Annotated in this window: 19 protein-coding genes; 9 read left to right on the top strand and 10 right to left on the bottom strand. The window is 67.3% G+C overall.

Annotated elements, in window-relative coordinates:
* On the top strand, positions 1-3,171 hold a 3,171-nt coding region (locus tag KY501_RS30870; RefSeq protein WP_224367220.1), incomplete at its 5' end, for a CARDB domain-containing protein.
* Positions 3,172-3,297: 126 nt separating this feature from the next.
* Here KY501_RS30870 and KY501_RS30865 read toward each other — a convergent pair.
* Genes KY501_RS30865 through purM form a run of 3 tightly spaced genes read right to left on the bottom strand, consistent with a single transcriptional unit; the run spans position 3,298 to position 5,482 of the window.
* Entirely contained in the window at positions 3,298-3,786 is a 489-nt protein-coding gene (locus tag KY501_RS30865; protein ID WP_224367219.1) for a 2-thiouracil desulfurase family protein, read from the bottom strand.
* On the bottom strand, positions 3,783-4,451 hold the full coding sequence (purN, locus tag KY501_RS30860; RefSeq protein WP_224367218.1) for a phosphoribosylglycinamide formyltransferase: 669 nt from the start codon (positions 4,449-4,451) through the stop codon (positions 3,783-3,785). Before purN ends, KY501_RS30865 begins: the two co-directional genes overlap by 4 nt.
* Positions 4,448-5,482 carry a phosphoribosylformylglycinamidine cyclo-ligase gene (purM, locus tag KY501_RS30855; protein ID WP_224367217.1) on the bottom strand — a complete coding sequence of 345 codons (1,035 nt, stop codon included), beginning with the start codon at positions 5,480-5,482 and terminating at the stop codon, positions 4,448-4,450. The genes purN and purM overlap by 4 nt, the downstream gene beginning before the upstream one ends.
* 91 nt (positions 5,483-5,573) lie before the next feature.
* Here purM and KY501_RS30850 point away from each other — a divergent pair, with 91 nt between their 5' ends.
* The 6 genes from KY501_RS30850 (at position 5,574) to KY501_RS30825 (ending at position 13,808) form a co-directional block, all read left to right on the top strand.
* Positions 5,574-7,958 carry a CHASE2 domain-containing protein gene (locus KY501_RS30850; protein ID WP_224367216.1) on the top strand — a complete coding sequence of 795 codons (2,385 nt, stop codon included), beginning with the start codon at positions 5,574-5,576 and terminating at the stop codon, positions 7,956-7,958.
* 73 nt (positions 7,959-8,031) lie between these two features.
* Entirely contained in the window at positions 8,032-8,682 is a 651-nt protein-coding gene (locus tag KY501_RS30845; RefSeq protein WP_224367215.1) for a Crp/Fnr family transcriptional regulator, read from the top strand.
* Between the two features lies 1 nt (position 8,683).
* Positions 8,684-9,439, top strand: coding sequence for an MBL fold metallo-hydrolase (locus KY501_RS30840; RefSeq protein ID WP_224367214.1), 756 nt, complete (start codon positions 8,684-8,686; stop codon positions 9,437-9,439).
* Positions 9,440-9,500: 61 nt separating this feature from the next.
* Positions 9,501-10,352: an acetyl-CoA carboxylase, carboxyltransferase subunit beta gene (gene accD, locus KY501_RS30835; protein WP_224367213.1), complete on the top strand. Its 852-nt coding sequence runs from the start codon at positions 9,501-9,503 to the stop codon at positions 10,350-10,352.
* A 291-nt stretch (positions 10,353-10,643) separates the two neighbouring features.
* Positions 10,644-12,608: a nucleoside-diphosphate sugar epimerase/dehydratase gene (locus KY501_RS30830; protein ID WP_224367212.1), complete on the top strand. Its 1,965-nt coding sequence runs from the start codon at positions 10,644-10,646 to the stop codon at positions 12,606-12,608.
* 51 nt (positions 12,609-12,659) lie between these two features.
* Positions 12,660-13,808, top strand: coding sequence for a right-handed parallel beta-helix repeat-containing protein (locus tag KY501_RS30825; RefSeq protein WP_224367211.1), 1,149 nt, complete (start codon positions 12,660-12,662; stop codon positions 13,806-13,808).
* 48 nt (positions 13,809-13,856) lie between these two features.
* Here KY501_RS30825 and KY501_RS30820 read toward each other — a convergent pair whose 3' ends face one another.
* On the bottom strand, positions 13,857-14,807 hold the full coding sequence (locus KY501_RS30820) for a GNAT family N-acetyltransferase (RefSeq protein ID WP_224367210.1): 951 nt from the start codon (positions 14,805-14,807) through the stop codon (positions 13,857-13,859).
* A 124-nt stretch (positions 14,808-14,931) separates the two neighbouring features.
* Positions 14,932-15,882 carry a GNAT family N-acetyltransferase gene (locus KY501_RS30815; RefSeq protein ID WP_224367209.1) on the bottom strand — a complete coding sequence of 317 codons (951 nt, stop codon included), beginning with the start codon at positions 15,880-15,882 and terminating at the stop codon, positions 14,932-14,934.
* Positions 15,883-16,096: 214 nt separating this feature from the next.
* Between KY501_RS30815 and KY501_RS30810 the strand changes: the two genes are divergently transcribed.
* The gene (locus KY501_RS30810; protein ID WP_224367208.1) at positions 16,097-17,332 is read left to right on the top strand and encodes a hypothetical protein; all 1,236 of its coding nucleotides are present in this window, start codon (positions 16,097-16,099) and stop codon (positions 17,330-17,332) included.
* 123 nt (positions 17,333-17,455) lie between these two features.
* A complete protein-coding gene (locus KY501_RS30805) occupies positions 17,456-18,610 on the top strand; it encodes a DegT/DnrJ/EryC1/StrS family aminotransferase (protein WP_224367207.1) in 1,155 nt (384 codons plus the stop codon).
* On the opposite strand, the gene KY501_RS30800 is transcribed toward KY501_RS30805, so the two are convergent.
* From KY501_RS30800 to KY501_RS30780, 5 genes are all read right to left on the bottom strand, one after another.
* Positions 18,528-19,235 (bottom strand): sugar transferase, encoded by a 708-nt coding sequence (locus KY501_RS30800; protein ID WP_224367206.1) that lies wholly within the window; start codon positions 19,233-19,235, stop codon positions 18,528-18,530. The genes KY501_RS30805 and KY501_RS30800 overlap by 83 nt on opposite strands.
* Positions 19,236-19,272: 37 nt before the next feature.
* Positions 19,273-20,574 (bottom strand): UDP-glucose dehydrogenase family protein, encoded by a 1,302-nt coding sequence (locus KY501_RS30795; RefSeq protein ID WP_224367205.1) that lies wholly within the window; start codon positions 20,572-20,574, stop codon positions 19,273-19,275.
* 200 nt (positions 20,575-20,774) lie between these two features.
* Positions 20,775-22,091 (bottom strand): lipopolysaccharide biosynthesis protein, encoded by a 1,317-nt coding sequence (locus tag KY501_RS30790; RefSeq protein ID WP_224367204.1) that lies wholly within the window; start codon positions 22,089-22,091, stop codon positions 20,775-20,777.
* Positions 22,088-23,305: a glycosyltransferase family 4 protein gene (locus KY501_RS30785; protein ID WP_224367203.1), complete on the bottom strand. Its 1,218-nt coding sequence runs from the start codon at positions 23,303-23,305 to the stop codon at positions 22,088-22,090. The genes KY501_RS30790 and KY501_RS30785 overlap by 4 nt, the downstream gene beginning before the upstream one ends.
* A gap of 1 nt (position 23,306) precedes the next feature.
* Positions 23,307-24,578: an O-antigen ligase family protein gene (locus KY501_RS30780; protein ID WP_224367202.1), complete on the bottom strand. Its 1,272-nt coding sequence runs from the start codon at positions 24,576-24,578 to the stop codon at positions 23,307-23,309.
* Positions 24,579-24,592 lie beyond the last annotated feature (14 nt).

Raw genomic sequence — 24,592 nt, 5'->3', positions numbered from 1 at the left:
TGCAGGACGGTACCGGTGGAGGGCAACGCCTATCCGCCCTCGCCGGGTTTTGATGGCCCGTACTATGTGGGCGCGGTGGCCGATCCGTACGGCAATCAGGAGGAGCTGATCGAGGACAACAATGCGCTGGCCGGTTACCGCATGGGCGTGGGGCACCGGCCGGACTTCGTGGTCACCTCGGTGACGGGCCCGGCCAGTACGGAAAGCGGGCAGCACATCACCACGCAGGTGACGGTGTGCAACCGCGGCACGCAGGCGCGCTCCACCGAGGTGGAGGTGTACCTGTCGGCGGATGCGGACATCCAGGCCAATGTGATGCCAGACCCTACCGGGGACGCCTTCCTGGGCTCGGCCTATATCGATTACCTGGCTCCGAGCCAGTGCAGGACGGTACCGGTGGAGGGCAACGCCTATCCGCCCTCGCCGGGTTTTGATGGCCCGTACTATGTGGGCGCGGTGGCCGATCCGTACGGCAATCAGGAGGAGCTGATCGAGGACAACAACGCGCTGGCCGGTTACCGCATGGGCGTGGGGCACCGGCCAGACTTCGTGGTCACCTCGGTGACGGGCCCGGCCAGTACGGAAAGCGGGCAGCACATCACCACGCAGGTGACGGTCTGCAACCGCGGCACGCGGGCGCGCTCCACCGAGGTGGAGGTGTACCTGTCGGCCGATGCGGACATCCAGGCCAATGTGACGCCCGACCCTGCCGGGGACTCCATGCTGGGCTCGGCTCCTATCGACTACCTGGCTCCTGGCCAGTGCGCCACGGTGCCGGTGGAGGGCAACGCCTATCCTCCGTCGCCGGGCTTTGATGGCCCGTACTACGTGGGCGCGGTGGTCGACGCGGATGGCTACCAGGAGGAGTTGATCGAGGACAACAACGCGCTGGCGGGTTACCGCATGGGCGTGGGGCACCGGCCGGACTTCGTGGTCACCTCGGTGACCGGGCCGAGCAGCACGGAAGAGAGCCATCTCATCACCGCGCAGGTAAAGGTGTGCAACCAGGGCACTCAGGCAGGCTCCACGGACGTGGAGGTGTACCTGTCCGCGGATCAGGTCATTCGCCCCTACACGTCAGGGTGGCCTGCCGAGGATTACCCTGTGGGATCCATCTCCACGGACACGCTCTCCCCTGGCCAGTGCGCGACGGTGGCGGTGGAGGGCAACGCCTATCCGCCTGGGCCGATCGATGCCCCGTACTACCTGGGTGCGGTGGCCGACCCGAATGACTATCGGGAGGAGCTGATCGAGGACAACAACGCGCTGGCCAGCTACCGCATGGGCGTGGGGCACGGGCCGGACTTCGTGGTCACCTCGGTGACGGGCCCAGTCAGTGCGCAGAGCGGTCAGGCCATCAGCACGCAGGTGACGGTGTGCAACCAGGGCACGGCGCCAGGCAACACGGAGGTGGGGGTGTACCTGTCCGCGGATCAGATCATCCGTCCCTACACGTCATCGTGGCCTGCCGAGGACTACCCTGTGGGGTCCGCCCCCACGAACACGCTCTCCCCTGGCCAGTGCGCCACGGTGCCGGTGGAGGGCAGTGCTTATCCTCCTGGGCCGATTGATGCCCCGTACTACCTGGGCGCGGTGGCCGACCCGAATGACTATCGGGAGGAGCTGATCGAGGACAACAACACGCAGGTGGGCTCCCGCGTCGGTGTGGGCACCGGGGCGGATTTCGTGATCACCTCGGTGGCCGGGCCGGCCAGCGCGCAGAGCGGTCAGATCATCAGCACGCAGGTGACGGTGTGCAACCAGGGCACGGCGCCAGGCAACACGGAGGTGGAGGTGCTCCTGTCCGCGGATCAGGTCATCCGCCCCTACACGTCGTCGGGACCTGCCGAGGACTCCCCTCTGGGGTCGGGTTCCACGGACAGGCTCTATCCTGGCCAGTGCGCCACGGTGTCGGTGGAGGGCAATGCCTATCCCCCTGGGCCGGACAATGTCGCGTACTACGTGGGCGCGGTGGCCGACCCGGATGGCTATCGGCAGGAGCTGATCGAGGACAACAACGCGCTGGCGGGTTACCGCATGGGCGTGGGGAGTCGAGCCGACTTCGTGATCACCTCGGTGACGGGGCCGTACAGTGCCGCGCCCGGCGCGAGCTTCACCGTGAACGTGGGCATCTGCAACCGCGGCCAGCAGTCGGACACGGTGGATGTGGACGTGTTTCTCTCCGCGGATGCCAACGTGCGTGTGCCCACGCCCCCTGGTCCTCCGGAGGACATCTGGCTGGGCACGGTGTCGAGCGTGTCCTTGTCCGCGGGCGCCTGCACCACCAAGTCCCTGTCCGTGACGCCTCCTTCGGTTCAGGAGGGGGCCTATTACCTGGGGGCCGTGGCCGATCCGCTCAACTCCCGCCAGGAACTCATCGAGGACAACAACGCCAAGGCGGGCAGCGTGATCGGATTGGGGAACAAGGCGGACTTCGTCGTCACCACGGTGACGGGGCCCTCTAGCGTCAAGCCCGGAAGCACCTTCACCGCCAACGTCACGGTGTGCAACCGCGGCCAGCAATCGGACACGGTGGATGTGGACGTGTACCTGTCCGCGGATACCAACGTGCGTGTGCCCACGCCTCTCGTTCCCCCCGAGGACTTCTTCCTGGGGACGGTGACGAACGTGCCCGTGTCCGTGGGCGCTTGCACCACCAAGTCCCTGTCCGTGACGGCTCCCTCGGTTCAGGAGGGGGCCTACTATCTGGGGGCCGTGGCCGATCCGCTCAACTCCCGCCAGGAACTCATCGAGGACAACAACGCCAAGGCGGGCAATGTCATCGGTGTGGGCAACAAGGCGGACTTCGTCATCACCGCGGTGACGGGCCCCTCCAGCATCCGGCTCGGCGCGAGCTTCTCGGCGAGCATCACCGTGTGCAACCGCGGCCAGATGGCGGACACGACGGATGTGGATCTCTACGTCTCGGCGGACTCCACCGTCCGGGTGCCCACTTCTCCTGCGCCCCCCGAGGACTTCTACCTGGGCACTCTGTCCGGTGTGTCGCTCGGGGTGGGGGCGTGCTCCACCCGCTCCCTCGTGGTGAACGCGGATGTTTCCTCCACGGGTTGGTACTACCTGGGCGCCGTGGCGGATGCGTTCAACTCGCGCTCGGAGCTCATCGAGGACAACAACACCAAGGTGGGCACTTTCGTGTCCGTCATCCCCTGAGCCGGTTCGACGCCCCGGGCCGCGCGGTCTGGACCCACTGGTATGCCGGTAGGACCAGAGGGGCCGGCTCTCGCGGCCAGGGGGCAGTGGCTCCCTGACCCACTTGTTCCTGCGGGGAGGGGAGGCTTACAGCTCCTCGTCGCTGAGGACGGTGATGCCAGCGGAGTGGAGCAGGGCGGCCGTGATGCCTCTTCCGGGTACCACCACTCCGTCTACCTGCGTGCCCTGGGTACCACAGGAAGGGCTTCGCTCCTTGAGCACGGCGACGGTGGCCCCGAAGCGCTGGGCCGCCGTCAGTGCCAGCTCCGCGCCATACCGGAACGCCGCCGTACGGTCCTCGCCGGTTGAGACCACCACCGCTTGCGCTCGCCCGGCCAGCACTGCCTCGCCCGTGCCTCCGCGCAGCTCCACCGCTGGCCGGGGAATGCCGAGTCCCGCTCCGGTTTCCGGGCACACGGGCACGACTTCCTTGCCCTCCAGCGCTTGCATCACCCGGCTCGAACCCTTGGACTTCCCGTCGTAACGGCACGCCTCGCCCAGCAGGCACGCGCTCACCAGCACCACCCGCGCTTCTCGCAGTGCCGCCAGCCGCTCCTCGCGCGTCTGCGCCGTCACCGGGGCGCTCCAGGGCTGCGGAGGCTCAACTCTCCCATCGTCGGATCGGCGTCCACCCGCGTCCGCGTCCCTTCCTGCGTCACCTTGCCCGTCACCGCCAGCCGCACCGCCAGCGGGTAGAGCCGGTGCTCCTCCAAGAGGATCCGCGCGCTCAGGCTCGCCTCGTCATCTCCCGGCAGCACCGGCACCGCCGCCTGCGCGATGATCGGTCCCGTGTCCGTGCCCGCGTCCACGAAGTGCACCGTACACCCGGCGATCTTCACCCCTCGCTCCAGCGCCTGCCGCTGGGCATGCAGCCCCGGGAACGCTGGCAGCAGGGCAGGGTGGATGTTCAGCACCCGCCCCGGAAATCCCGCCAGGAAGTCCGCCCCCAGCAGCCGCATGAAGCCCGCCAGGCACACCCACTCCACACCGGCCTTCCGCAGTTCCTCCCCGAGCGCCCGATCGAAGTCCACGCGGGAGGTGAACGCTTTGTGCTCCAGCACTACCACCGAAGGCACTCGCGCCTTGCGCGCCCGCTCCAGCGCGTACGCCGTGGGCACGTTGGACACCACGCACGCCACCTCGGCCGGGTAGTCAGGCTGCGCGCACGCATCCAGCAGCGCTTGCAGGTTGCTGCCGCTCCCGGAGACGAGCACCCCCAGCCGGGCGCGCGCCGCGCTCATGGCTCGATGACCGCCGTGGCCTCGCCCTGGCCCTGCTCCACGCGCCCCACTTCCGTGGCCTTCACGCCTCGCCCGTTCAGCAGGCTCAGCGCCTGGGCCGCGTCCTCCTTCGCCACCACCACGATGAGCCCCAGCCCCATGTTGAAGGTGGAGAACATCTCCTCGCGAGACACGCCGCCCAGCCGGGCAATCAGATCGAAGATCGGAGGCCGCGCCCACGTCTTCTCACTCAGCACCGCCCGAGTCCCATCCGGCAGGCACCGGGGCAGATTGCCCGGAATCCCGCTGCCGGTGATGTGCGCCATTCCCTTCACCTTCACCGCCTTCATCAGCGCCAGCGCGTCCTTCACATAGATGCGCGTGGGCTCCAGCAGCGCGTCCGCCAGCGGCCGATCCAGGCCCTCGGGAGTCTCCTTCAGCGCCAGCTTCCGGTCCTCCAGCAGCACCTTGCGCGCCAGCGAGTAGCCGTTCGAGTGCAACCCCGACGACGGCAGCCCGATCAGCACATCCCCCGGCTTCACCGTCCGCCCGTCGATGATCTCCGAGCGCTCCACCACGCCCACGCAGAAGCCCGCCAGATCGTACTCGCCCCGGCTGTAGAAGCCCGGCATCTCCGCCGTCTCGCCGCCCAGCAGCGTGCACCCGGCCTGCTCGCAACCCAGCGCGATGCCCTTCACCACCTCGGACGCCGCGTCCACCTCCAGCCGCGAGGTGGCGAAGTAGTCCAGGAAGAACAGCGGCTCGGCGCCCGAGGTGAGGATGTCGTTCACCGACATGGCCACCAGGTCGATGCCCACCGTGTCATGCCGCCCCGCCAGGAAGGCCACCTTCAGCTTGGTGCCCACCCCGTCCGTGCCCGACACCAGCACCGGCTCGCGATACTTGCCCGGCGGCAGCGCGAACAGCCCTCCGAACCCGCCCACCCCCGCCACCACCTCGGGGCGCACCGTGCGCGCGGCATAAGGCTTGATCCGCTCGACGAACGCGTCGCCCGCCTCGATGTCCACTCCGGACTGCTTGTAGGTCGTCACGGGCGGCCTTCTACCGGCAAGCCCCGGCTCTTGTCTCGCCCGCTGAAGCGGAGGTGTCGCGTTTGCGGCTACCATGGAGCCTCTCTTCCGGATGAAGACACTTCTCTCGCGCAACCGCTTCGAGGCGCTCGCCCTGGTGCTCGCGGTCCTGTTCTGCGCCCTCCACGTGTGGGTGGATGACTCCCCCGTTATCGGCACCCGCGTGGACGGCCGGCCGACGCCCCTGCTCGTTCGGGCTGTGCAACTCGCCGAGGGCCGCGCCACCGATCTCCAGTTTGCCTTCCGAGGCCCCCGCCCGGCCGACCCGAACGTGGTCGTCGTGGCCGTGGACGAGAAGAGCGCCCAGCGCTACGGGCTCTGGCCCTGGCCCAGGGACCTGGTGGCCCGGGCCATCGATCGCCTCCGCGAGGCCGGGGCCGGGGCCGTGGGGCTCGACATCATCTTCACCGACGAGGTCGTCGACGGGCGCGCCCAGGCGTACGAGGGGGCCCTCCAGGAACTCGACAAAGCCCTGGCGCAGGCGCCCGAGAGCGCTCCGGCCCTCGGCGCCTACCGGGACGAGTTGCACCGGAGGGCCGCCATCAGCGCGGACGCCGAGCTGGCCGAGGCCCTGGCTCGTGCTCCCCAGGTAGTCCAGGGAGTCATTGCTTATCCCGACACGGATCGGAGCCAGTTCGCCAGCAAGGCCCAGGAGTGGGACCAGCAGCTCGAATCTCACCTGATCCGCGAGTTCCGAGGCGAGGTCCTCAAATCCTCTCCCGATGGCACGCTGCTGACACCTCCGCTCAGCGTGGATTTCTCCCGGCTCAAGAGCTGGAGCATGGAGTCCGCCCAGCTGCCGCTGCCCGCGTTGGCCAAGGCCAGCAAGCGCCTGGGCTTCTTCAACATGGCCGCGGATCCGGACGGCACCCTCCGGCGCGTGCCGCTCTTCGCCCTGCTGGAGGGGCCGAAGGGGCTGCTCCCCTCGCTGGAGCTGCAGACCGCGGCGGCCTTCCTGAACTCCCAGGTGGAGGCAGTCGTTGTCCCCTCCGAGCACCTCGTCACGGGGGCCCGCATGCGCCGTCCAGGCGAGACACTGCCACTTCTGCGCGTACCCCAACTGGAGGATGAGCCCTTCATGCTCATCAACTACCCAGGCCCGGCCAGCAGCTTCACCACCCTGAGCCTGTCCGATGTGCTGGATGGCTCCTTCGAACTGGGAGCGGTGCGAGGCAAGGCCGTGCTCGTCGGAGTGACGCTGGTGGGCAACTTCGACCAGCGCGTCACCCCCTTCAGCGAGATGGAGCCCGGCGTGTACGTCCATGCCGCCACGCTCTCCAACATCCTCGCCCAGGACTTCCTCACCCGGCCCCGCGAGGCCCAGCCGCTCGAGCTGCTCTTCATGCTCGGCAGTGCCGTGCTGCTGGCCCGCCTGCTCCCCCGCGTGGGTTTCGCCTGGAAGCTGGGCGCCATGGCCCTGCTCGTGGCCGTGTGGCTCATCGTGGACCAGGTCCTCTTCACACGAGGCCTCCAGGTGGCGACCGTGCTGCCCCTGGCCAGCCTGGTCACTTCGGCCTTCGGCGTCATCTTCCTCGGCTACTTCTCCGTGGATGCCGAGAAGGGCCGCCTGCGCACCACCTTCCAGCACTACCTGGATGCCAGCGTCATGGAGCAGGTGCTCGCACATCCCGAGAAGCTCAAGCTTGGCGGCGAGCGCAGGGAGCTCACCGTCCTCTTCTCCGACATCCGCGGCTTCACCACGCTCTCCGAGCGCCTGTCCCCGGAGCAGCTCGTCGCCTTCATCAACGAGTACCTCACCCCCATGACGGACGTCGTCTTCGAGAACGGGGGCACGCTCGACAAGTACATCGGCGACGCCATCATGGCCTTCTGGGGCGCGCCCGTGGATCAGCCGGACCACGCCCTGCGCGCCTGCGCCGCCGCCCTGGGCTTCCTGGACACGCTGGCCCAACTGCGCTCCCGCTGGCGAGCCGCCGGGCTGCCCGAGGTGGACATCGGCGTGGGCATCAACACCGGGCTCATGAACGTGGGCCACATGGGCACGCAGAACCGCTTCAACTACACCGTCATGGGCGACGCGGTGAACCTGGCCTCCCGCCTCGAGGGCCTCACCAAGGCCTACGACACCCGGATCCTCATCTCCGCCGCCACCTACACCCAGACCCGGGGCCGCGTTACCGCCCGCCGCCTGGGCGTGGTGCGCGTCAAGGGAAAGACCGAGCCCACCGATCTCTACGAACTGCGCGCCATGGGCGCCCCCGTGGGCCCGGACGCCGAGGCCATCCAGGCCTTCGAGGCAGGCGTGGAGCGCTTCCTCTCCCGGGACTTCGCTGGGGCCGAGGCCCACTTCCGCCAGGTGCTCATCCGCTGGCCCGGGGACGCCCCCAGCCGCCACTACCTGGAGGAGATCAAGCTTCTCCAGGTGAACCCTCCCGGCCTGGACTGGGATGGGGTGTTCACCGCGACTACGAAGTAGGCACGCGGAAGGGCTTTCAAGAGCCCCCTGAAATTTGACCCCAGGGGTGGGGACTGGTTGACTCGGAGATCAGATGGGCGCCGAGGAAACCCTCTTTCAACGTTTCGGCAAGGAGTTCTCCAAGGGCACGGTCCTCTTCCAGGAGGGGGAGCCGGGCAAGGACATGTTCGTCCTTCAGTCCGGTAAGATCTCCATCTCCAAGAAGGTCCGTGACGTGGAGAAGGTGCTCGCCTTGCTGGGTCCGGGCGAGTTCTTCGGGGAGATGGCCATCATCTCCAACAAGCCGCGCAATGCCACGGCCACGGTGATGGAGGACGCCAAGCTCCTCGTCATCGATCCGAAGACCTTCGAGGCGATGATCCGCGGCAACGCGGAGATCGCCGTCCGGATGATCAAGAAGCTGGCCGAACGCCTCTCCGAGGCCGACGCCCAGATCGAGAACCTGCTGCTCTCCGATCCCGCCAGCCGCGTGGTCCACCAGATGCTCCAGGTGTGCCAGACGCGAGGCCGGCCGATGGAGGAGGGCATCGAGATCGACCTCCCCATCCGGGAGCTCCCTCGCCTCATCGGTGTAGGGGAACCTGCCATCCGTCACATGCTGGATCGCCTCGAGCGGGCCGGGCTCATCGAGCGCAGCGGTGACAGAGTGACCGTGTATGACACGGCGAGGCTGCACGATTTCCTGCAGTACCTCGAGATGAAGTGGAAGTTCGGAGACCTCTAGTGTGAAGCTGCAAGTCCTCGGCTGCCACGGTGGCGAACTGCCCTCGTGCCGGACCACATGCTTCCTCGTGGATGGGGTGCTCGCGCTGGACGCGGGTGCGCTCACGAGCACGCTCAGCCTGGACGATCTCTGCAAGGTGGACGACATCCTCGTCGGCCACAGCCACTTCGATCACATCAAGGATCTGCCGCTGCTGGCGGACCTCGTCATCGGCCGGCGAGACACGCCCGTCACCATCCATGCGTCGCGAGAGTGCGCCAAGGCGCTGCGCGACTACATGTTCAACAACTCGCTCTGGCCGGACTTCACGGCCATCCCCACGAAGAAGAACCCGGTGCTGCGCATCAAGAGCTTCCGCGCCGGGAGCTCCTTCGAAGTGGGCCGCTACACCATCCAGTCCATCCCCGTGAGCCATCCGGTGGAGTCCTGCGGCTTCGTCGTCTCCAACGGCCAGTCCGCCATGGCCATGAGCGGCGACACCGGCCCCACGGACAAGCTCTGGGAGGTGCTCAACGAGGTGAAGAACCTCAAGGCGCTGCTCCTGGAGACCAGCTTCCCCAACGCGCTCCAGGAGTTGGCGGACCTGTCCGGCCACCTCACGCCGCGCACGGTGCAGACGGAGCTGGCCAAGTTCGAGCGCAACGGCGCCGCCGTCATGCTCTACCACCTCAAGCCGGCCTTCGTGTCCCAGCTCAAGCGGGAGCTGGCCGGACTGCCGGTGGAGATCCTCGAACTCGGGGACACCTTCGAGTTCTGACGGGGTGCGTCGTATCCAGGGGTTGACGGCGGCCCCCAGCCGGATTAACCCCGCGGCTCCCATGGCCTGGTTCTCCAAGAAGCCCCGTATCTCCACTCGCCAGGAACCCACAGCCGAAGAACAGCCCTCGCGCATGCAGGGCCTGTGGGCCAAGTGCGAGAGCTGTGACGAGATCATCTACCGGCAGGAGCTCGAGAAGAACTGGATGGTGTGTCCGCACTGCGACCACCACCACCCCTGGACGGCGCGCTCCCGCCTGATGGGGCTCTTGGACCCGGACAGCTTCGAGGAGTTCGACAAGGAGCTGGAGCCGCAGGATCCGCTCGGGTTCGCGGACTCGAAGAAGTACAAGGATCGGCTCAAGTCCACGCGCAAGAACCTGGGCGAGCCCGACGCATTCATCTCCGGGGTGGGCCGCATCGAGGGCCACCAGGTGTCCGTGGGCTGCTTCGTGTTTGAGTTCATGGGCGGCTCCATGGGCTCGGTGGTGGGCGAGAAGGTGGCGCGGGTGTTCGAGCGCGCGCACGAGCTGAAGTGTCCGGCGCTCGTCTTCTCGGCCTCGGGCGGCGCGCGCATGCAGGAGGGCATCTTCTCGCTGATGCAGATGGCGAAGACGTCCGCGGCGATTGCCCGCTTCCGCACGGGCAACAAGCCCTACGTCTCCGTGTTGCTGCACCCGACGACGGGCGGCGTGGCGGCCTCGTTCGCGTGGCTGGGAGACATCATCCTGGCCGAGCCCAAGGCGCTGATCGGCTTCGCGGGCCCGCGTGTCATCGAGCAGACGATCCGGCAGAAATTGCCGGAGGGCTTCCAGCGCTCGGAGTTCCTGCTGGATCACGGGATGATCGACTCCATCGTCCCGCGCAAGGAGCTGCGCGCGAAGCTGGGGCAGATCCTCGGCCTGCTGGGCTGATCGGCTCCTCCTCTTCAAGATCCTGAGAGAGCGCGAGGCGTTCTCTTGGATGCTGACAGGCGCGGATGTCGCCTCCGCTCCGGATTCGTGCCGGAGGGAGGTGCGCGCGCCCACTGCGCTTCAAGCGACTTGCCTTCCAGTGCGAGCGCTTCAGGGCAACTTGGCTCCCGAGCACGGGCTCCCCACCCTCAGCACGCCAGGCGGGGGAAGCGCTGCGCGACGTTTCCCATTCGACGAGGCAGGGGGGGACACGGCAGGGGGAGAAGTGCCAGCGCTAGGGGAGGAGAGCCAATGGCGCAAGGAGTGCTCGGAGATGTTCTTCCTGGGGCCGATCGTTCATTCGAGCAGGGGGACCGCAACCCACGTTACTCACCGCACCTTCGCTCGTTGATCGTGCTGCTGCTGGACGCAGCTATCACGGTGGGGGCGCTCTTCTGCGCTGTGCTGGTGCGCTTCGATGGGGTGATGCCCGAGCAGTGGCAGGCGGCCATCGAGCATCGGCTGCCATTGCTGCTGACGATTCGCCTGGCCACGCTGATCTGGTTCGGGTTGCACCGCTGGTCTTTCCACGACTGCGGGCTGAGCGAAGCGGGGCGGCTGGTGCTGGCCAACGTCATCGGCACCGTGGTGTTCGAGGCGACGCGCTCCTTCTTCTTCTTCGAGCCCCTGCCGCGCTCGGTGATCGCGATCGAGTTCTTCTTCACCACGACGTTGATGGGGGTGTACCGGTTCGCTCCGCGCATGGCGCGGCAGTGGTACCTGGACCAGCGCCGCTCGCGGGCGCGGGGGACGCGGCGCACGATCATCGTCGGAGCCGGCAGCGCGGGAGATCTGCTGCTGAGGGATCTGCTTCGCACGCCAGACGGTCCGTGGCACGTCATCGGCATGGTGGACGACGATCCGGGCAAGCTGGGGACGTCCCTGAGTGGCAAGCCGGTGCTGGGAGCCATCGATGCGCTGCCGGAGCTGGTGACGAAACACCGTGTGAGCCAGGTGCTCATTGCCATTCCCCGGCTGTCACCTGATCGCATTCGTCACATCCTGGGTCTGTGCAAGCACCAGAGCGTCAGCTTCAAGATCATCCCCGCCTCGTTCGCGTGGCTCGATCAGAAGATCACCGCCGCGATGCTGCACGATCTCAGCCCGGAGGACCTGCTGCCCCGAGACGCGATCGCCTTCGATCAGGAGGAGATTCACAGGCTGGTCTCCGGCCGCCGCATCCTCGTGACCGGAGGCGCGGGCTCCATCGGCAGCGAGATCGCGCGCCAGGTGGCGGGGCACGCGCCTGCCTCCCTGGTGTTGGTGGACATCAACGAGAATGAACTCTACCTGCTGGTGCGCCAGCTCCAGGAGCGCTACCCGCTGCTGCCGGTGAGCTCCATCGTGGCGGACATCCGGGATCTGGACCGGTTGATGCGCATCGGCCTGGAGCACGCGCCGCACTACGTCTTCCACGCGGCCGCGCACAAGCACGTGCCGTTGATGGAGGACTCGCCCGAGGAGGCCATCAAGAACAACGTCTTCGGGACGCGGAACGTCGCGAGCATGGCGGATGCCTGTGGAGCGGAGCGCTTCGTGCTCATCTCCACCGACAAGGCGGTCCACCCTTCCTCGGTGATGGGGGCCTCCAAGCGGCTGGCGGAGATGGTCATCCGAGACATCGCGAGACACTCGCGCACCGCGTTCACGGCCGTCCGGTTCGGCAACGTGCTCGGTTCGGCGGGCAGCGTGGTGCCGCTGTTCAAGCAACAGATCCAGCGTGGGGGGCCCGTCACCGTGACGCACCCGGACTGCACGCGCTACTTCATGACCATCCCCGAGGCCGTGGGGCTCGTGGTGATGGCGGGCCTGAGCGGCTACGGAGAGCTGTGCATCCTGGACATGGGCGCGCCGGTGCGCATCGCCGAGCTCGCCGCGAACATGATCACCATGGCCGGGCTGGTGCCGAACAAGGACATCTCCATCGTCTACACAGGGCTGCGGCCGGGCGAGAAGCTCGAGGAGACGCTGCTGAGCGAGGAGGAGGAGCTCACCCAGCAGGTCCGCAACCGCATCAAGGTGGCCCAGAGCCCGCTGCCTCCTCCGGATTTCCATGCCCGGCTCGATCGGCTGGGGCGGGCGGCGCAGGACGGAGACGTGCTCGGGGTGAAGCTTGCGCTCTGCGGCCTCATCCCCACGTACACGCCCTCGAAGCTCCCTCTTCCAGCTCCGAAGGTGCGAGAGGTCACGAACGCTCCGAGCTACGCCGCGAGCTAGACCGCCGCAGGGGGGCGGGCTGGAGCGAAACAGCAACAACGGGGGGATGCCATGTGTCGTGTACGAGGTGTGATCTCCATGGCCGTGGGCCTGGTGACGTGTCTCACGGGGGCAGCCACCGCGCAGGCGGGCGGTGGAGAGGTGGCCGCGCAGGCGAGTGTCCAGTGCGGCGATACGATCACCCAGAGCATCCGGCTCACCCGCGATCTGGAGTGCCCCGGAACGCCCGAGCCGGCGCTCCGGATCGCCGGTGAGGGAGTGGTCCTCGATCTGGGAGGCCACACGGTGCGCCGGACTGGCTCGGACACGTGGGCCTCCGAGGGCATCGCGGTGATGGCCGGGAGCACGGTGAAGAACGGGACCATCCGGGGCTTTGGCAAGGGATACGTGCTCTATGGGGGGCGCAACGTCTGGCTGTCCCGGCTCCAGTTCGTGAACAACGGGGTTGGTGCCCACAACTATGGCTTCTCGACGTTCACGGTCACGGACTCCCTTTTCATCGGGAACACCGTGGGGATGGGCAGCGAGCAGGATGCGAGCAACGGTGGCTTCGAGGTTCGGTCGACGCTCTTCATCGACAACCAGGTCGCGCTCGGCGTGAACAATGCCCACACTGTCAACGTGGACCGCTCGACCTTCGCCTTCAACGACGTCGCCGTCGTGTGCTTCTACGGCACCATCTCGTTCACCTCGAGCTGGATCTTGCAGAACTCGGCCGTGGCCAGCATTCCCTTCTTCGAAGGGGGCTATTCCCAGTGCGCCCATGCGTCGTTCCTCGACACGGTCATTGCGCGCAACGCCTCCTTCGCACCCGCGGATGAGCCGGTCTGGAAGCCGTTCGACTTCGTGCTGCGCCGCTCGCAGGTGCGCGACAATGACAGCGGGATCGTGGTGAGGACCACGACGGCTGACGTGCGGAGCAACACCTGGCAGAGCAACGGGGGTGGTTTGACCCTGGACGAGCCCCTTCAGTTCCTGCAGCCCACGTTGACGGGCACGGTCAGCGACAACCGCTTCCTCCGCAATGGAGGTGACGGCTTCCGGGTGACGGTCGCCAGCACCCTCACGGTGTCCCGCAACGTGGCGGTCGGCAACACCGGCTGGGGCATCCATGCGCCGGGAGTCATCGACGGAGGCGGTAACGTCGCGCGCGGTAACGGAGCAGGCAACTGTGTCGGAGTCGTCTGCACCTCCCCGTGAGCCCTGACGTGCGTCTTGGAGGGCGGAGGCCCTCCGGACCGACGGGGCTCAGCCCCGTGGCGCACGGTAGGCGGGGAAGTAGCCGCTGGCGGTGCGGCCTGCCGACAGATGGGCGTACACCTCGGGATTGCAGATGATCTCGTGGGTATGGAGGGAGGACTTCGCGTTCGCGAAGCCCTGCTTGAACTCCTCGAGCCCGTCGCCAGGCCGGACGCCTCCTCCCAGGTTGAGGGGGATCCCGAGCCGGGAGGACAGCTCGGACAACCCCAGGAAGACGTTCTTGGCCGGCGAGCGCGCCAGGTACGCATCCGCTGTTCCACCCAGGTAGTAGTGCAGCAAGCCGTCACTGGAGACGCCGATCGCCGCGGAGGCAATGCAGCCGTCGGGTGCACGCGTCGTCACGAGCCATGCCGAGGGTGAGGAGAACACCTGCTCGAAGTACGTGTCCGAGAAGAAGTATCGCGGGCTGGCCTCGTCGCGGATCATCGTCTGCAGATAGACCTGCTTGAAGCCCTCCTGCTCCTGGCGAGAGGTCTCACGCACCGGGCTCGAGGTGTTCACGAAGCCCAGGCGGAAGTTGCGCCGCACGTGCCGGCGGTGCATCTCCCGGAACTCGATGGGCAGCCGGGGATCGATGAAGTACACCGTGTTGCGCGCCGTCCCGTCCGCGAAGCAGAGAGGGCCCCAGACGCGATCGCGGACGAAGATGCTGACGAGCTCCGTGGCGCGCCAGTCCACCGAGTGCTTGGAGGCTTCGCTCAGCCCATCGAGCACTCCGCCCGGAAAGCCATAGGGCGAGACAGCGTCGCGGTAGGAAGTCCCCTCGATGGGCCGAACGATGAGAGGGATGCGCAGAGAATGCGCCTGGCCGCTGTCGATGACGAGGGTGTGAGTGACGCCCTCGGCGCGCAGGTGATGCTCCGAGCGGAAGTAATCCTGAGACAATGCCAGTCTGCCCTCATCGGGGACCAGCATGGCCTTCAGTTGCATCGTGGTCATTGCCGCTGTCTCCATGTCCACGTGGCAAGGTAACAATCCATTCAAGCGGTGGGTTAGGCACCCTGGGGTGCCGTCGATGTTGAAAGCCGGGCGTTGAATCGCTTGCTTGAATGTGCGCGTGGGATCAGGAGCGCGGCGCGCGGTAGGCAGGGAAGTAATCCGTCGTCGCGCAGCTTGCGGACAAGCGCTCATAGGCCGCTGGTTCGCAGATGATCTCATGGGTGTAGAAACGAGAGATTGTGTTCGCGAAGCCTCGCTTGAACATCTCGACGCCGTCTCCGGGGCGGACGCCGCCGCCCAGGTGGACGGGGGCACTCAGCCTCGCGGAGAGCTCGACCATCACCGGGAGATCATTCTTGGCCGGCGAGCGAGTCAGGTGCGGATCCGCTGTCCCTCCAATGTAGTTGTGCAGGTAGCCATCGCTGAGGACGGCGATCGCCGAGGAGGCCACGCTGCCGTCGGCGGCGCGCGTCGTCACGAGCCATGCGGCGGGCGAGGAGAACGCCTCCTCGAACCAGGCATCCGAGAAGAAGTATCGAGCGGTGGCTTCCGTACGGATCATGGTCTGCCGGTAGACTTCCTTGAGTTGCTCTCGATCCTCTCGGGAAGCCTGGCTCGCGTGGCAGCACGTCGTCACATAACCCAACCGGGCGTTGCGGCGGATGTCAGCCGCATGGTCCCTGCGGAACTTCACGGGCTGGGCGCTATCGATGAGACACACCTCGTTTCGAACCGTGGCATCCGCGAAGCAGCACGGCCCACCGATCCGATCTCGGATGAAGATGCTGATGAGCTCCGTGGCGCGCCAGTCCACCAGGTGCTTGGGGACTTCACTCAGCCCGTCGAGGACGCCGCCCGGGAAACCGTAAGGTGAAACAGCGTCGCGATAAGAAGTGCCCTCGATGGCGCGCACGATGAGCGGGATGCGCAGCGCGCGGGCCTGGCTGTCCTCGATGACGAGGGTATGTGTGACACCCTCCGCACGCAGGTGATGCTCGGAGCGGAAGTAATCCTGAGACAACGCCAGCTTGCCCTCATCAGGGACCAGTACGGCCCTCAATGGCTTCATCGTCATGCCTGCTCCCCCTGTGCTCCCCGACTGCTCAGGACACCCGAGCAGACAGGCCCATGTCGGCGTGCACTACCTCCGAGTACAACCTGATCTCAGGTGCATGTCGGAATTTGATTTGTAGACACACGTTCTGGTGGGCCGTGAACGCAATTCAGCATTCACATTTCAGGGTAACAGTCCGTGCGAGCGGACGGTTAGGCCCCCTAGGACACCACTGATGTTGGACTCTCGTCGTCGCAGCACGCGTGCTATCGCCACGTCTTCGATTCTGGTCCTGTCCCTCCTGCTCGGAGTGGCCTGCGATCCCAATGCCGAGCGGGCTGATTCGAATCCCAGCTCAGAAGAGAATGGCCAGGAGACGCTAACCCAGACAGACAGTCTTACCAGCCCCACACAGGCGGATGTCACCCTGGCAGCCACGGGCCTCCGCACCGTGGCGTCATGGGAACAGTTGTTCCTGGGCAAGTGGAGCTCCGAGCACTCCTCGAGCTTCCTGCCGATGAGCAATTCGCTCGATAGCTGGCAGTTCTACAACCTCTCGTATGGCATCGATGGTAACACCGCGATGTATCGCGCCACGGGGAAGACCCAGTACATGGACCGTGCGCTGCTGTATGTGAACAATGTCGTGAATCACGCCAAGGTCTCGTCGTCGCTGTCCAAGAGCCAATTCAAGGACTCGTATCTGGGCTGGGCCTCGGCTCGCTCGGACACGCTCGGGCAGGAAGTGCCTCTGTTCGAGAGCTACTGCTGGCGCTACGTCACCCGCATGCTGCGGGTCATCCGTGAGACACCCGCGCTCTACAACAACGCCACCTACCGCGCGCAGTACGACCGGCTGCTGGCGTTCACCGAGAAGAACATGTTCGAGAAGTGGTACAAGCGCGGCGCCAACAGCTACATCTACCGTGTCAACACGCACATGGCGTCGCACTGGGCCTTCATCGCGATGGATCTGTATCGGATGACGACGGATGCCACCAAGAAGGCCACGTACCTGACGGTCTTCAACAACATCAACCGCAACCTGCCGAACTACGTCTCGTCGCTGCGCGAGCAGATGGGCTCCAGCCCGGTCAACTCGTCCGCGTACTTCTGGAGCGACACGTGGGGCTCGCACTCGCGGCCCGGCCAGGACGTGGCCCACGGCAACGGGGTCATGGCGTTCATCGTCGAGGCGCGTGACGCGGGCATGGAGTGGACGGCCGCGGACATCAACGCCTTCGTCAACACGCTCAACCTGGTGATCTGGCCCGCGGCGGGCCGGTACGCCAACTACGTGGACGGCTCGGGGAGCGGCACGGGCTGGTTCAACGATGGCCTGATGAAGCTGGGGCGCTACAACGCCAACCTGCAGCGCCGGCTGGAGACTCACACCGTCGGTAACAACACGCAGTTCTACGGGAACGGCGCGCTCAACGCGGCGATCCTGGCTTCGCAGCCCGCCTCGTAGGCGTAGGCGAGCGAACAGACACACCCCCCTCCCGCCCCAGAGCATGGGAGGGGAGGGGGGTGACAGTCTCCTGGGCGCGCCGGGTTCACGGCCCGGTGTCGTCCTCTTCCCAGGAGTCTTTGCATGCCCCGGCGTATCTACCTGTCATCGCCTCACATGGGCTCGCTCGAGCGCGGCTACGTCAACGAGGCGTTCGAGAGCAATTGGGTCGCGCCGCTGGGCCCTCATGTCGACGCGTTCCAGGAGGAGTTCGCCCGTTGCGTGGGAACCCAACACGCGCTCGCGCTGAGTTCCGGCACGGCCGCGCTGCACCTGGCCCTGCAATTGGTCGGGGTAGGCCCGGGAGACGAGGTGTTGGTGAGCACGCTCACCTTCTCGGCCTCGGTGAACCCCATCCGGTATCTGGGGGCTTCTCCCGTCTTCATCGACAGCGAGCGCACGTCGTGGAACATGGATCCCGCGTTGCTGACCGAGGAGCTCGAGTCACGCGCCGCGTCCGGGCGGCTGCCACGCGCGGTTGTCGTGGTGCACCTCTACGGACAGAGCGCGGACATGGACCCCATCTTGTCCGTATGCGAGCGCTACGGCGTGCCCGTCGTGGAGGACGCGGCCGAGGCGCTGGGCAGCACGTACAAGGGACGCGTCCCTGGCACGCTCGGCCGGGTGGGCATCTTCTCCTTCAATGGCAACAAGATCATCACCACCTCGGGCGGTGGGATGTTGGTGTCGCATGACGAAGCGCTCGTCCGCCACGCGCTCAAGCTCTCCACGCAGGCGCGCGACCCGGCGCCGCACTACCAGCACTCCGAGATTGGCTACAACTACCGTCTCAGCAACGTGCTGGCGGCGGTCGGCCGTGGGCAGCTGCGGGTGCTGGAGGATCGGGTCGCCGCGAGGCGCAGGAACTACGCCTTCTACGTGCGAGCCCTCGGAGGCCTGCCCGGGATCACCTTCATGCCCGAGGCTCCCTGGGGCCGCCACACGCGCTGGCTGACGACGATAACGATCGATCCGATGCGCTTCGGCGCGGACCGGGAGGCGGTGCGCGTGGCGCTGGAGCGGGAGGACATCGAGGCCCGGCCCGTCTGGAAGCCCATGCACCTGCAGCCGGTCTTCGCTGCCTTCAAGCAGCGAGGCGGCCGCGTGGCGGAGGAGTTGTTCCAGAACGGGCTGTGCCTGCCCTCCGGCTCCAACCTCACCCCAGATGACCTTGCGCGGGTGGCCGAGGTGGTACGGGCCGTACACCAGGGTCAGGGACGGCACGCGGGTATGGGATGACGTTGCTGCCCGAACCCTGGAACTTGAACATCGTCGCCTCGCCCTCGAAGGAGATGCCCTGGCGCTGCACGACTCGCAGCAGCGTCAGCGCGAGGATCTTCGCGTCCAGCAACAGGCTCCAGTTGTCCACGTACCAGACGTCGTGCCGGAAGCGCTCCTCCCAGCTCAGGGCGTTGCGCCCGTTCACCTGGGCCCAGCCGGTGATGCCCGGCAGCACGTCATGGCGCCGGGCCTGCTCGGCGGAGTAGCGCGGCAGGTACTCCACGAGCAGCGGGCGCGGGCCCACCAGGCTCATGTCTCCTCGCAGCACGTTCCACAGCTGGGGGAGCTCGTCCAGGCTCGTCGCGCGCAGGAACTTCCCGACCCGTGTGATGCGCTGTGAATCGGGCAGCGGGTTGCCGTCCGCGCCCTTCGCGTCGCGCATGGTGCGGAACTTCAGGACTTCGAACAGCTTGCCTCCGCGGCCAGGGCGGATCTGCCGGAAGAGGATGGGGCTGCCCATTGAGGCCCGCACGGCCACCGCTGTGCCGGCCATGACCGGCGCGAGGCACACGAGCCCCGTGGCGGCCGCCAGCCGGTCGATGCATTGCTTGAGGAACAGCCCCGCTCCAGCCTGTCGCTTCATGGTGTTCTCCCTCCGGTGTGAATCGCAGGCCCCGCGCTCAGGTGCGCCCCAGGCAGAAGTAGGTGAACCCGCGCAGGCGCATCCGCTCGGGCTCGAAGAGGTTCCGGCCGTCGAAGATGACGGGCGTCTTCATGAGGTGCTTCAGCCGATCGAAGTCCGGGTGCCGGAACTCGTTCCACTCGGTGACGATGAAGAGCGCATCCATCCCCTCGGCCGCCGCGTAGGGGCCCGGGGCATAGGTGATGCGGTTGCCGAACACACGCCGTGCGCTCTCCAGTGCCACGGGATCATGCGCGGTGACCTGGGCCCCCTTGGCCAGCAGGCCCTCGATGATCTCGATGGAGGGCGCCTCTCGCATGTCGTCCGTCTTCGGCTTGAAGGCGAGCCCCCATACCCCGACCCTGCGCCCCTCGAGCGAGGAGCCGAAGTGGCGCACCGCCTTGGTCACCAGCAGGCGCTTGTGCCGCTCGTTGGTGCGCTCCACGGCGCGCAGCAGATCGAACTCGAGGCCGGCGTCCCTCGCGGTGATCCCGAGCGCCTTGACGTCCTTGGGGAAGCAGCTTCCGCCGTAGCCCACACCCGGGAAGAGGAACGAGTGCCCGATGCGCTTGTCCGTACCGATCCCCTTGCGCACCATCTCCACGTCCGCGCCCACGCGCTCGCAGAGGCAGGCGATGTCGTTCATGAAGGAGATGCGCGTAGCCAGCATGGCGTTGGCCGTGTACTTCGTCAGCTCGGCGCTGGCGGTATCCATGAAGAGCAGCGGGCTGCCCGTGCGCATGAAGGGCGAATAGAGGTCCGCCATCACCGTGCGTGCCTTCTCGCTGTTCGTCCCGATCACCACGCGGTCCGGTCTGGTGAAGTCCTCGATCGCCGCGCCCTCCTTGAGGAACTCGGGGTTGGAGACCACGTCGAACGCGACCTGCGTCACCGAGGCGATGGTGCGCCGGACCCGCTCCGCCGTGCCCACCGGGACGGTGCTCTTGTCCACGATGAGGGTGTACTGCTTCAGGGCTCGGCCAATGGCTTCGGCCGCGGAGAGCACGTGGCGCAGGTCCGCGTCTCCATTCTCGCCCTCGGGTGTCCCCACGGCGATGAAGACCACCTGTGAGTTGCCCACGGCGCTCGCCAGCTCCGTGGTGAAGGAGAGCCGCCCCTCGCGCACGTTGCGCACGAGGAGCTCCTCCAGCCCCGGCTCGTAGATGGGCACCTCTCCCGCGCGCAGTTGCCGGATCTTCTCGGCGTTGATGTCCACGCAGACCACGTCGTTGCCAGAGTCCGCGAAGCAAGCCCCCACCACGAGGCCCACGTAGCCCGTACCAATCACTGCAATCTTCATGTCCGCCTGCCTGATGAGAAGGTTCCCCCCCCGCCCTCGCCCATCCCAAGGCACTGCCGAGAGGCTCGTTTCGGCCTCCCAGCAGCGCCGCGCGCTTCAAGCGTGCAGGAAAGTAGGCGCCTTGCTGAATGCTCACCACGATCCCCCGAGCCGGATCCGGTTGTCCGTGTCCGAACATCCGCCGTCACGCGATGTCGGCCTCAGGGCGCGGCGTCCACTTCGGGAGCGACGCGGGATGGGACGGCCGCCTCCTGGAGCCCGATCCGCCTCCAGGCGCGCCAGGTGAGCCACGCACTGCAGACCAGCTCGACGAACCAGCCCAGCGCCAGCGCCCATGCCGCACCCACGGGCCCCACGGAGGGCACCCACCACGCGCTGCCCAGCGCGACCACGACGATGGAGGCGGCCAGCATGAGCGCCTGGGCCTTCAGCTCCCTCGCCGCCGTGAGTCCGATCTGCAAGCTCACGCAGACGTACTCCAGCGCGGCGGCCACCATCAGCCAGATGAACAGCGAGGGGTTCTGGGCGTAGGCTGCTCCGTACAGGAGCGTCAGTGCCCAGCGGCCGAACAGCGCTGCGCCCGTGATGGCACAGACGCCCACCAGCGCGGCACCTCCCGTGAAGCTCAGGAGCATGCGGCCATAGCGGTGTTGATCTCCGGCTGTGTGATAACGCCCGAGCCGGGGACTGACGGCCTGCCCGAGCGCATGCACCACCCGGCCTCCCAGCGCCGTGAGGTACGCGAGCGCGGCATACATGCCCAGCTCGGCCTGGCCGAAGCGTGCCTCCAGGACATAGCGGGGGACATTGGGGCGCAGCGAACCCAGCAGGGCCGTGATCCCGAGCGCGTAGGCGAGCCCCAGCAGGCCCTTCAGCCGGAGTCCCTCGTGGCGCCAGGGTGTCCGCCACAGCAGGCCCCAGGGGCGCTCTCCTCCGAACTCGCGCCGGTATGCCTGCGAGTCGAACAGGAAGAGCACGATGGCCCACGAGAGGCCCAGGGCCGCCGCCGCGACAACCGCGCTCCCCGTGAGGAGGAGCGCGAGCGCCACGAGCACCACGGAGAGCACGCTCTTGGCGATGATCGAGCGGGCGATGAGGCTCATCCGCTCGGTTCGCTGGAGGGCGCCGTAGAACACCTCGCTGACGGCCTCGAAGCCCTTGGCCAGCGCCAGCAGCGCGATGACGAGGCTGGCACGCGCCGAGTACCCCGCCACCAGGGCGATGGCGCAGCACACCAGCACGCCTCCGAGCACGTTGAGCACCATCAGCCCCAGGTAGTGCTCGAACGCGTAGATGCCCCGGGCGTCGGTGGCCTGGAGGGTGCGCATCTGCATCCGCGCCAGCAGCATCACCGGCGCGGTGATCGCCAGGCCGAGGGCGAACTCGCCGAGCAGCTCCATGGTGCCCAGCCGCGCATAGGCGACCAGGACCCCCCACTGCGCGAGCGCGTACACCAGCCCGGCCGTGAGGGTCCACGCGAAGTTCCCGCCCACCGACCGCTGGAGCTGTCGGGTCACGCGTTGGCCACCACTTGTTGGAGCACCGCCGAGAGCCTGCGGGCCGCGGTGTCCGCCGAGAAGCGCTCCTGGCCGAGCTGCCGGGCCCGTGCCCCTGCGTCAGCCAGCCACTGGGGGTCTCGGAGCCGGTTGGCCAGCAGTTCCGAGGCGGCGGTGGGATCCTTGGACGGCAGGCACAGGCCGAACTGCTCCTGCTCGACGAGTTCCGCCTGCCATCCTCCGTAGTTGAGCGCGAGCGGGCGGCCCGCAGCGAGCGCATCGAAGAACTTGTTCGCGGAGTTGTCCTGCATGCCCGGCACGTCCGTGAAGAGGGAGGTGGCGATGGTGGCCGCGGAGAGCACCTTGGGGACCTCGGCCTTGGGCACGCTGGGCAGGAAGAAGAGGTTGCGCTCGCGTACGCCCAGCCGGTCAGCGAGTGTATGCAGGGTGCTCTCCTCCCGGCCCTGGCCCATGATGACGAAGCGCACCTCCGGGTCGCGCTTGACCATGTCCGCGGCGATCCGCACGAGGTAGTCCACGCCGTTCACCAGGCCCAGCGTGCCCGCGTACAGCACCATGGGCCGATCCCCGAGCCACGAGTATTTCTGCCGGAACTCCGCACCCGCCGATGTCGGAACCTGGAAGCGCTCCGGATCGCAGAGGTTGGGGATGACGGTGATCTTCTCCGAGGATACGCCCGCCGCCTCGACCCCGGCCTTCATTCCGGGCGACAGCGCGACGATGTGCGCCGCTCCCGCATAGGCGGCCCGCTCGAGCATCTGCGCGGCGACGATGGCGGGGCGGCTCTTGAGGGCGCCGACGGCGATGGGAATGGCGGGCCAGAGATCCCGCACCTCGAAGACCATGGGCTTCCGGTTCCAGCGCGAGGCGAAGATGCCCGGGACCGCGATGGTCAGCGGCGTGCTTGTGGCGAAGACCACGTCCCCCGTGAGCTGGGTGGCCCGGTGCGCGGAGTTGACGGCGAAGTGGCCGAAGGCGCGCATCCGGTCCGTGTACTGCATGGAGTTGGAGTAGGGCACCGGGAGCCAGTGCACGCGGATTCCACTCTCGTTCGATACGCGCCAGCCCTTCGCGCCCGGAGAGGGCTGCGTGTCCGAGGTCACCATGTGCACCTCGTGGCCCATTCCCACCAGCCGGCGGGCAAGCTCGTAGGAACGGGTTCCACCGTGCATCGAGGGGGTGTTGAAGTACTGGTGGAGGTAGATGATCTTCATGTCACGTGACTCCGGGAACGACGGGGTGAGCTGCGGGAAGGGCTTGAGGAAGTGAGGCAGGAGCGGAGCGGCGCCCGGCGGCCGAGGTGCACGCGGCCATCGCCATCAGCAGGTAGAGCGCCCGGCAGTCGTAGAGGTCTCCGCTGGACTGGCTGCCGATCAGGATCAGCACCGCGGCTCCGACGGTGGCGCCATCGAGCCCGCCGCGCGCTCGCAGGACCGTGCGGACGAAGGTGAGCAGGACCCAGGCGAGGAACGCGAGACCCAGCACGCCTCCCTCACAGAACACCTCCAGGAAGAGGTTGTGGGGGTAGACGCCCAGTCCCAGCGCCGGGAATGCCGAGAGCCCTGCTCCCGCCACCGGGTGGTCGAGCCCGAGTTCGTAGGCGGCTTGATAGAGGACCTCGCGCCCGGAGAGGTACACCTTGCTCTCCGAGGCGTTGCCTCCGTCGTACTTCAGGGTCAGGCGCAGGAAGCGCTCCTCCACAGAGCGGTTGAGCGCCTGGCCCAGGGGCGAGAGCAGCGTCACCATCACGACGGCGGCCGTGGCGAGCAGCGACAGGATGGCGATCCGGCGCAGCGGCACTCGCCCCACGATGAGAAAGGTCGCGATGCCGGCGATGATGGCTCCCGAGCCCCCACGGGAGCCGGTGAGCAGCGCGAGGATCACCCCCGTGGCCGCGAGGGGAATCCAAAGCCAGGCCTGTCCCCGGCGGTACCAGAAGTACAGCGCGCCGAGCGCGAGCAGCCCCATGAGCCGCGCGAAGATGTTCGGTCCTCCTCCCAGCACGGCCAGCCGTGCTCCCCCGCCGCCGCCCAGCAACTGGCGCACGCCCGTGACGGCGAGCAGCGCGGTGGCGGTGACCACCACGGCCCAGAACGCATCCAGCACGCGCTCCGAGGGTTGGCGGAGCGAGGCGAGCCCGAAGCCCACGCTCATCACGCAGACGAGGGCGAGATCGTAGAGCTTCGCCAGGGCAAAGCTCGCGTCGGGAGACCAGAGCGCGCTGGTCGCCAGATATCCGAAGAACAGCAGCAGCGCGGTGGTGAGCCGGGTGTCGATCCGAGTCTCTCTCGAGCGTGCTGGACGGTGAGCCCGGTGGACCAGCCCCACGGCCGCGAGCATCAGCCCGCCCATGACGATCCACAGCCGGAGTTCCAGGAACGGATTCGGGTCGGGCTCCGCGGAGGCGAGCCTGTGAAATCCCCAGCGGCCCGCCAGCACGTAGAGCGCGGCAATGAGGCCCAATGCTGTGCGTCGGATCCAGCTCATGGGGGCTCCAGCCT

This window comes from Hyalangium versicolor, from assembly GCF_020103695.1.
Classification (GTDB): Bacteria; Myxococcota; Myxococcia; order Myxococcales; family Myxococcaceae; genus Hyalangium; species Hyalangium versicolor.
This window is presented reverse-complemented; position numbering and strand designations above follow the sequence as displayed.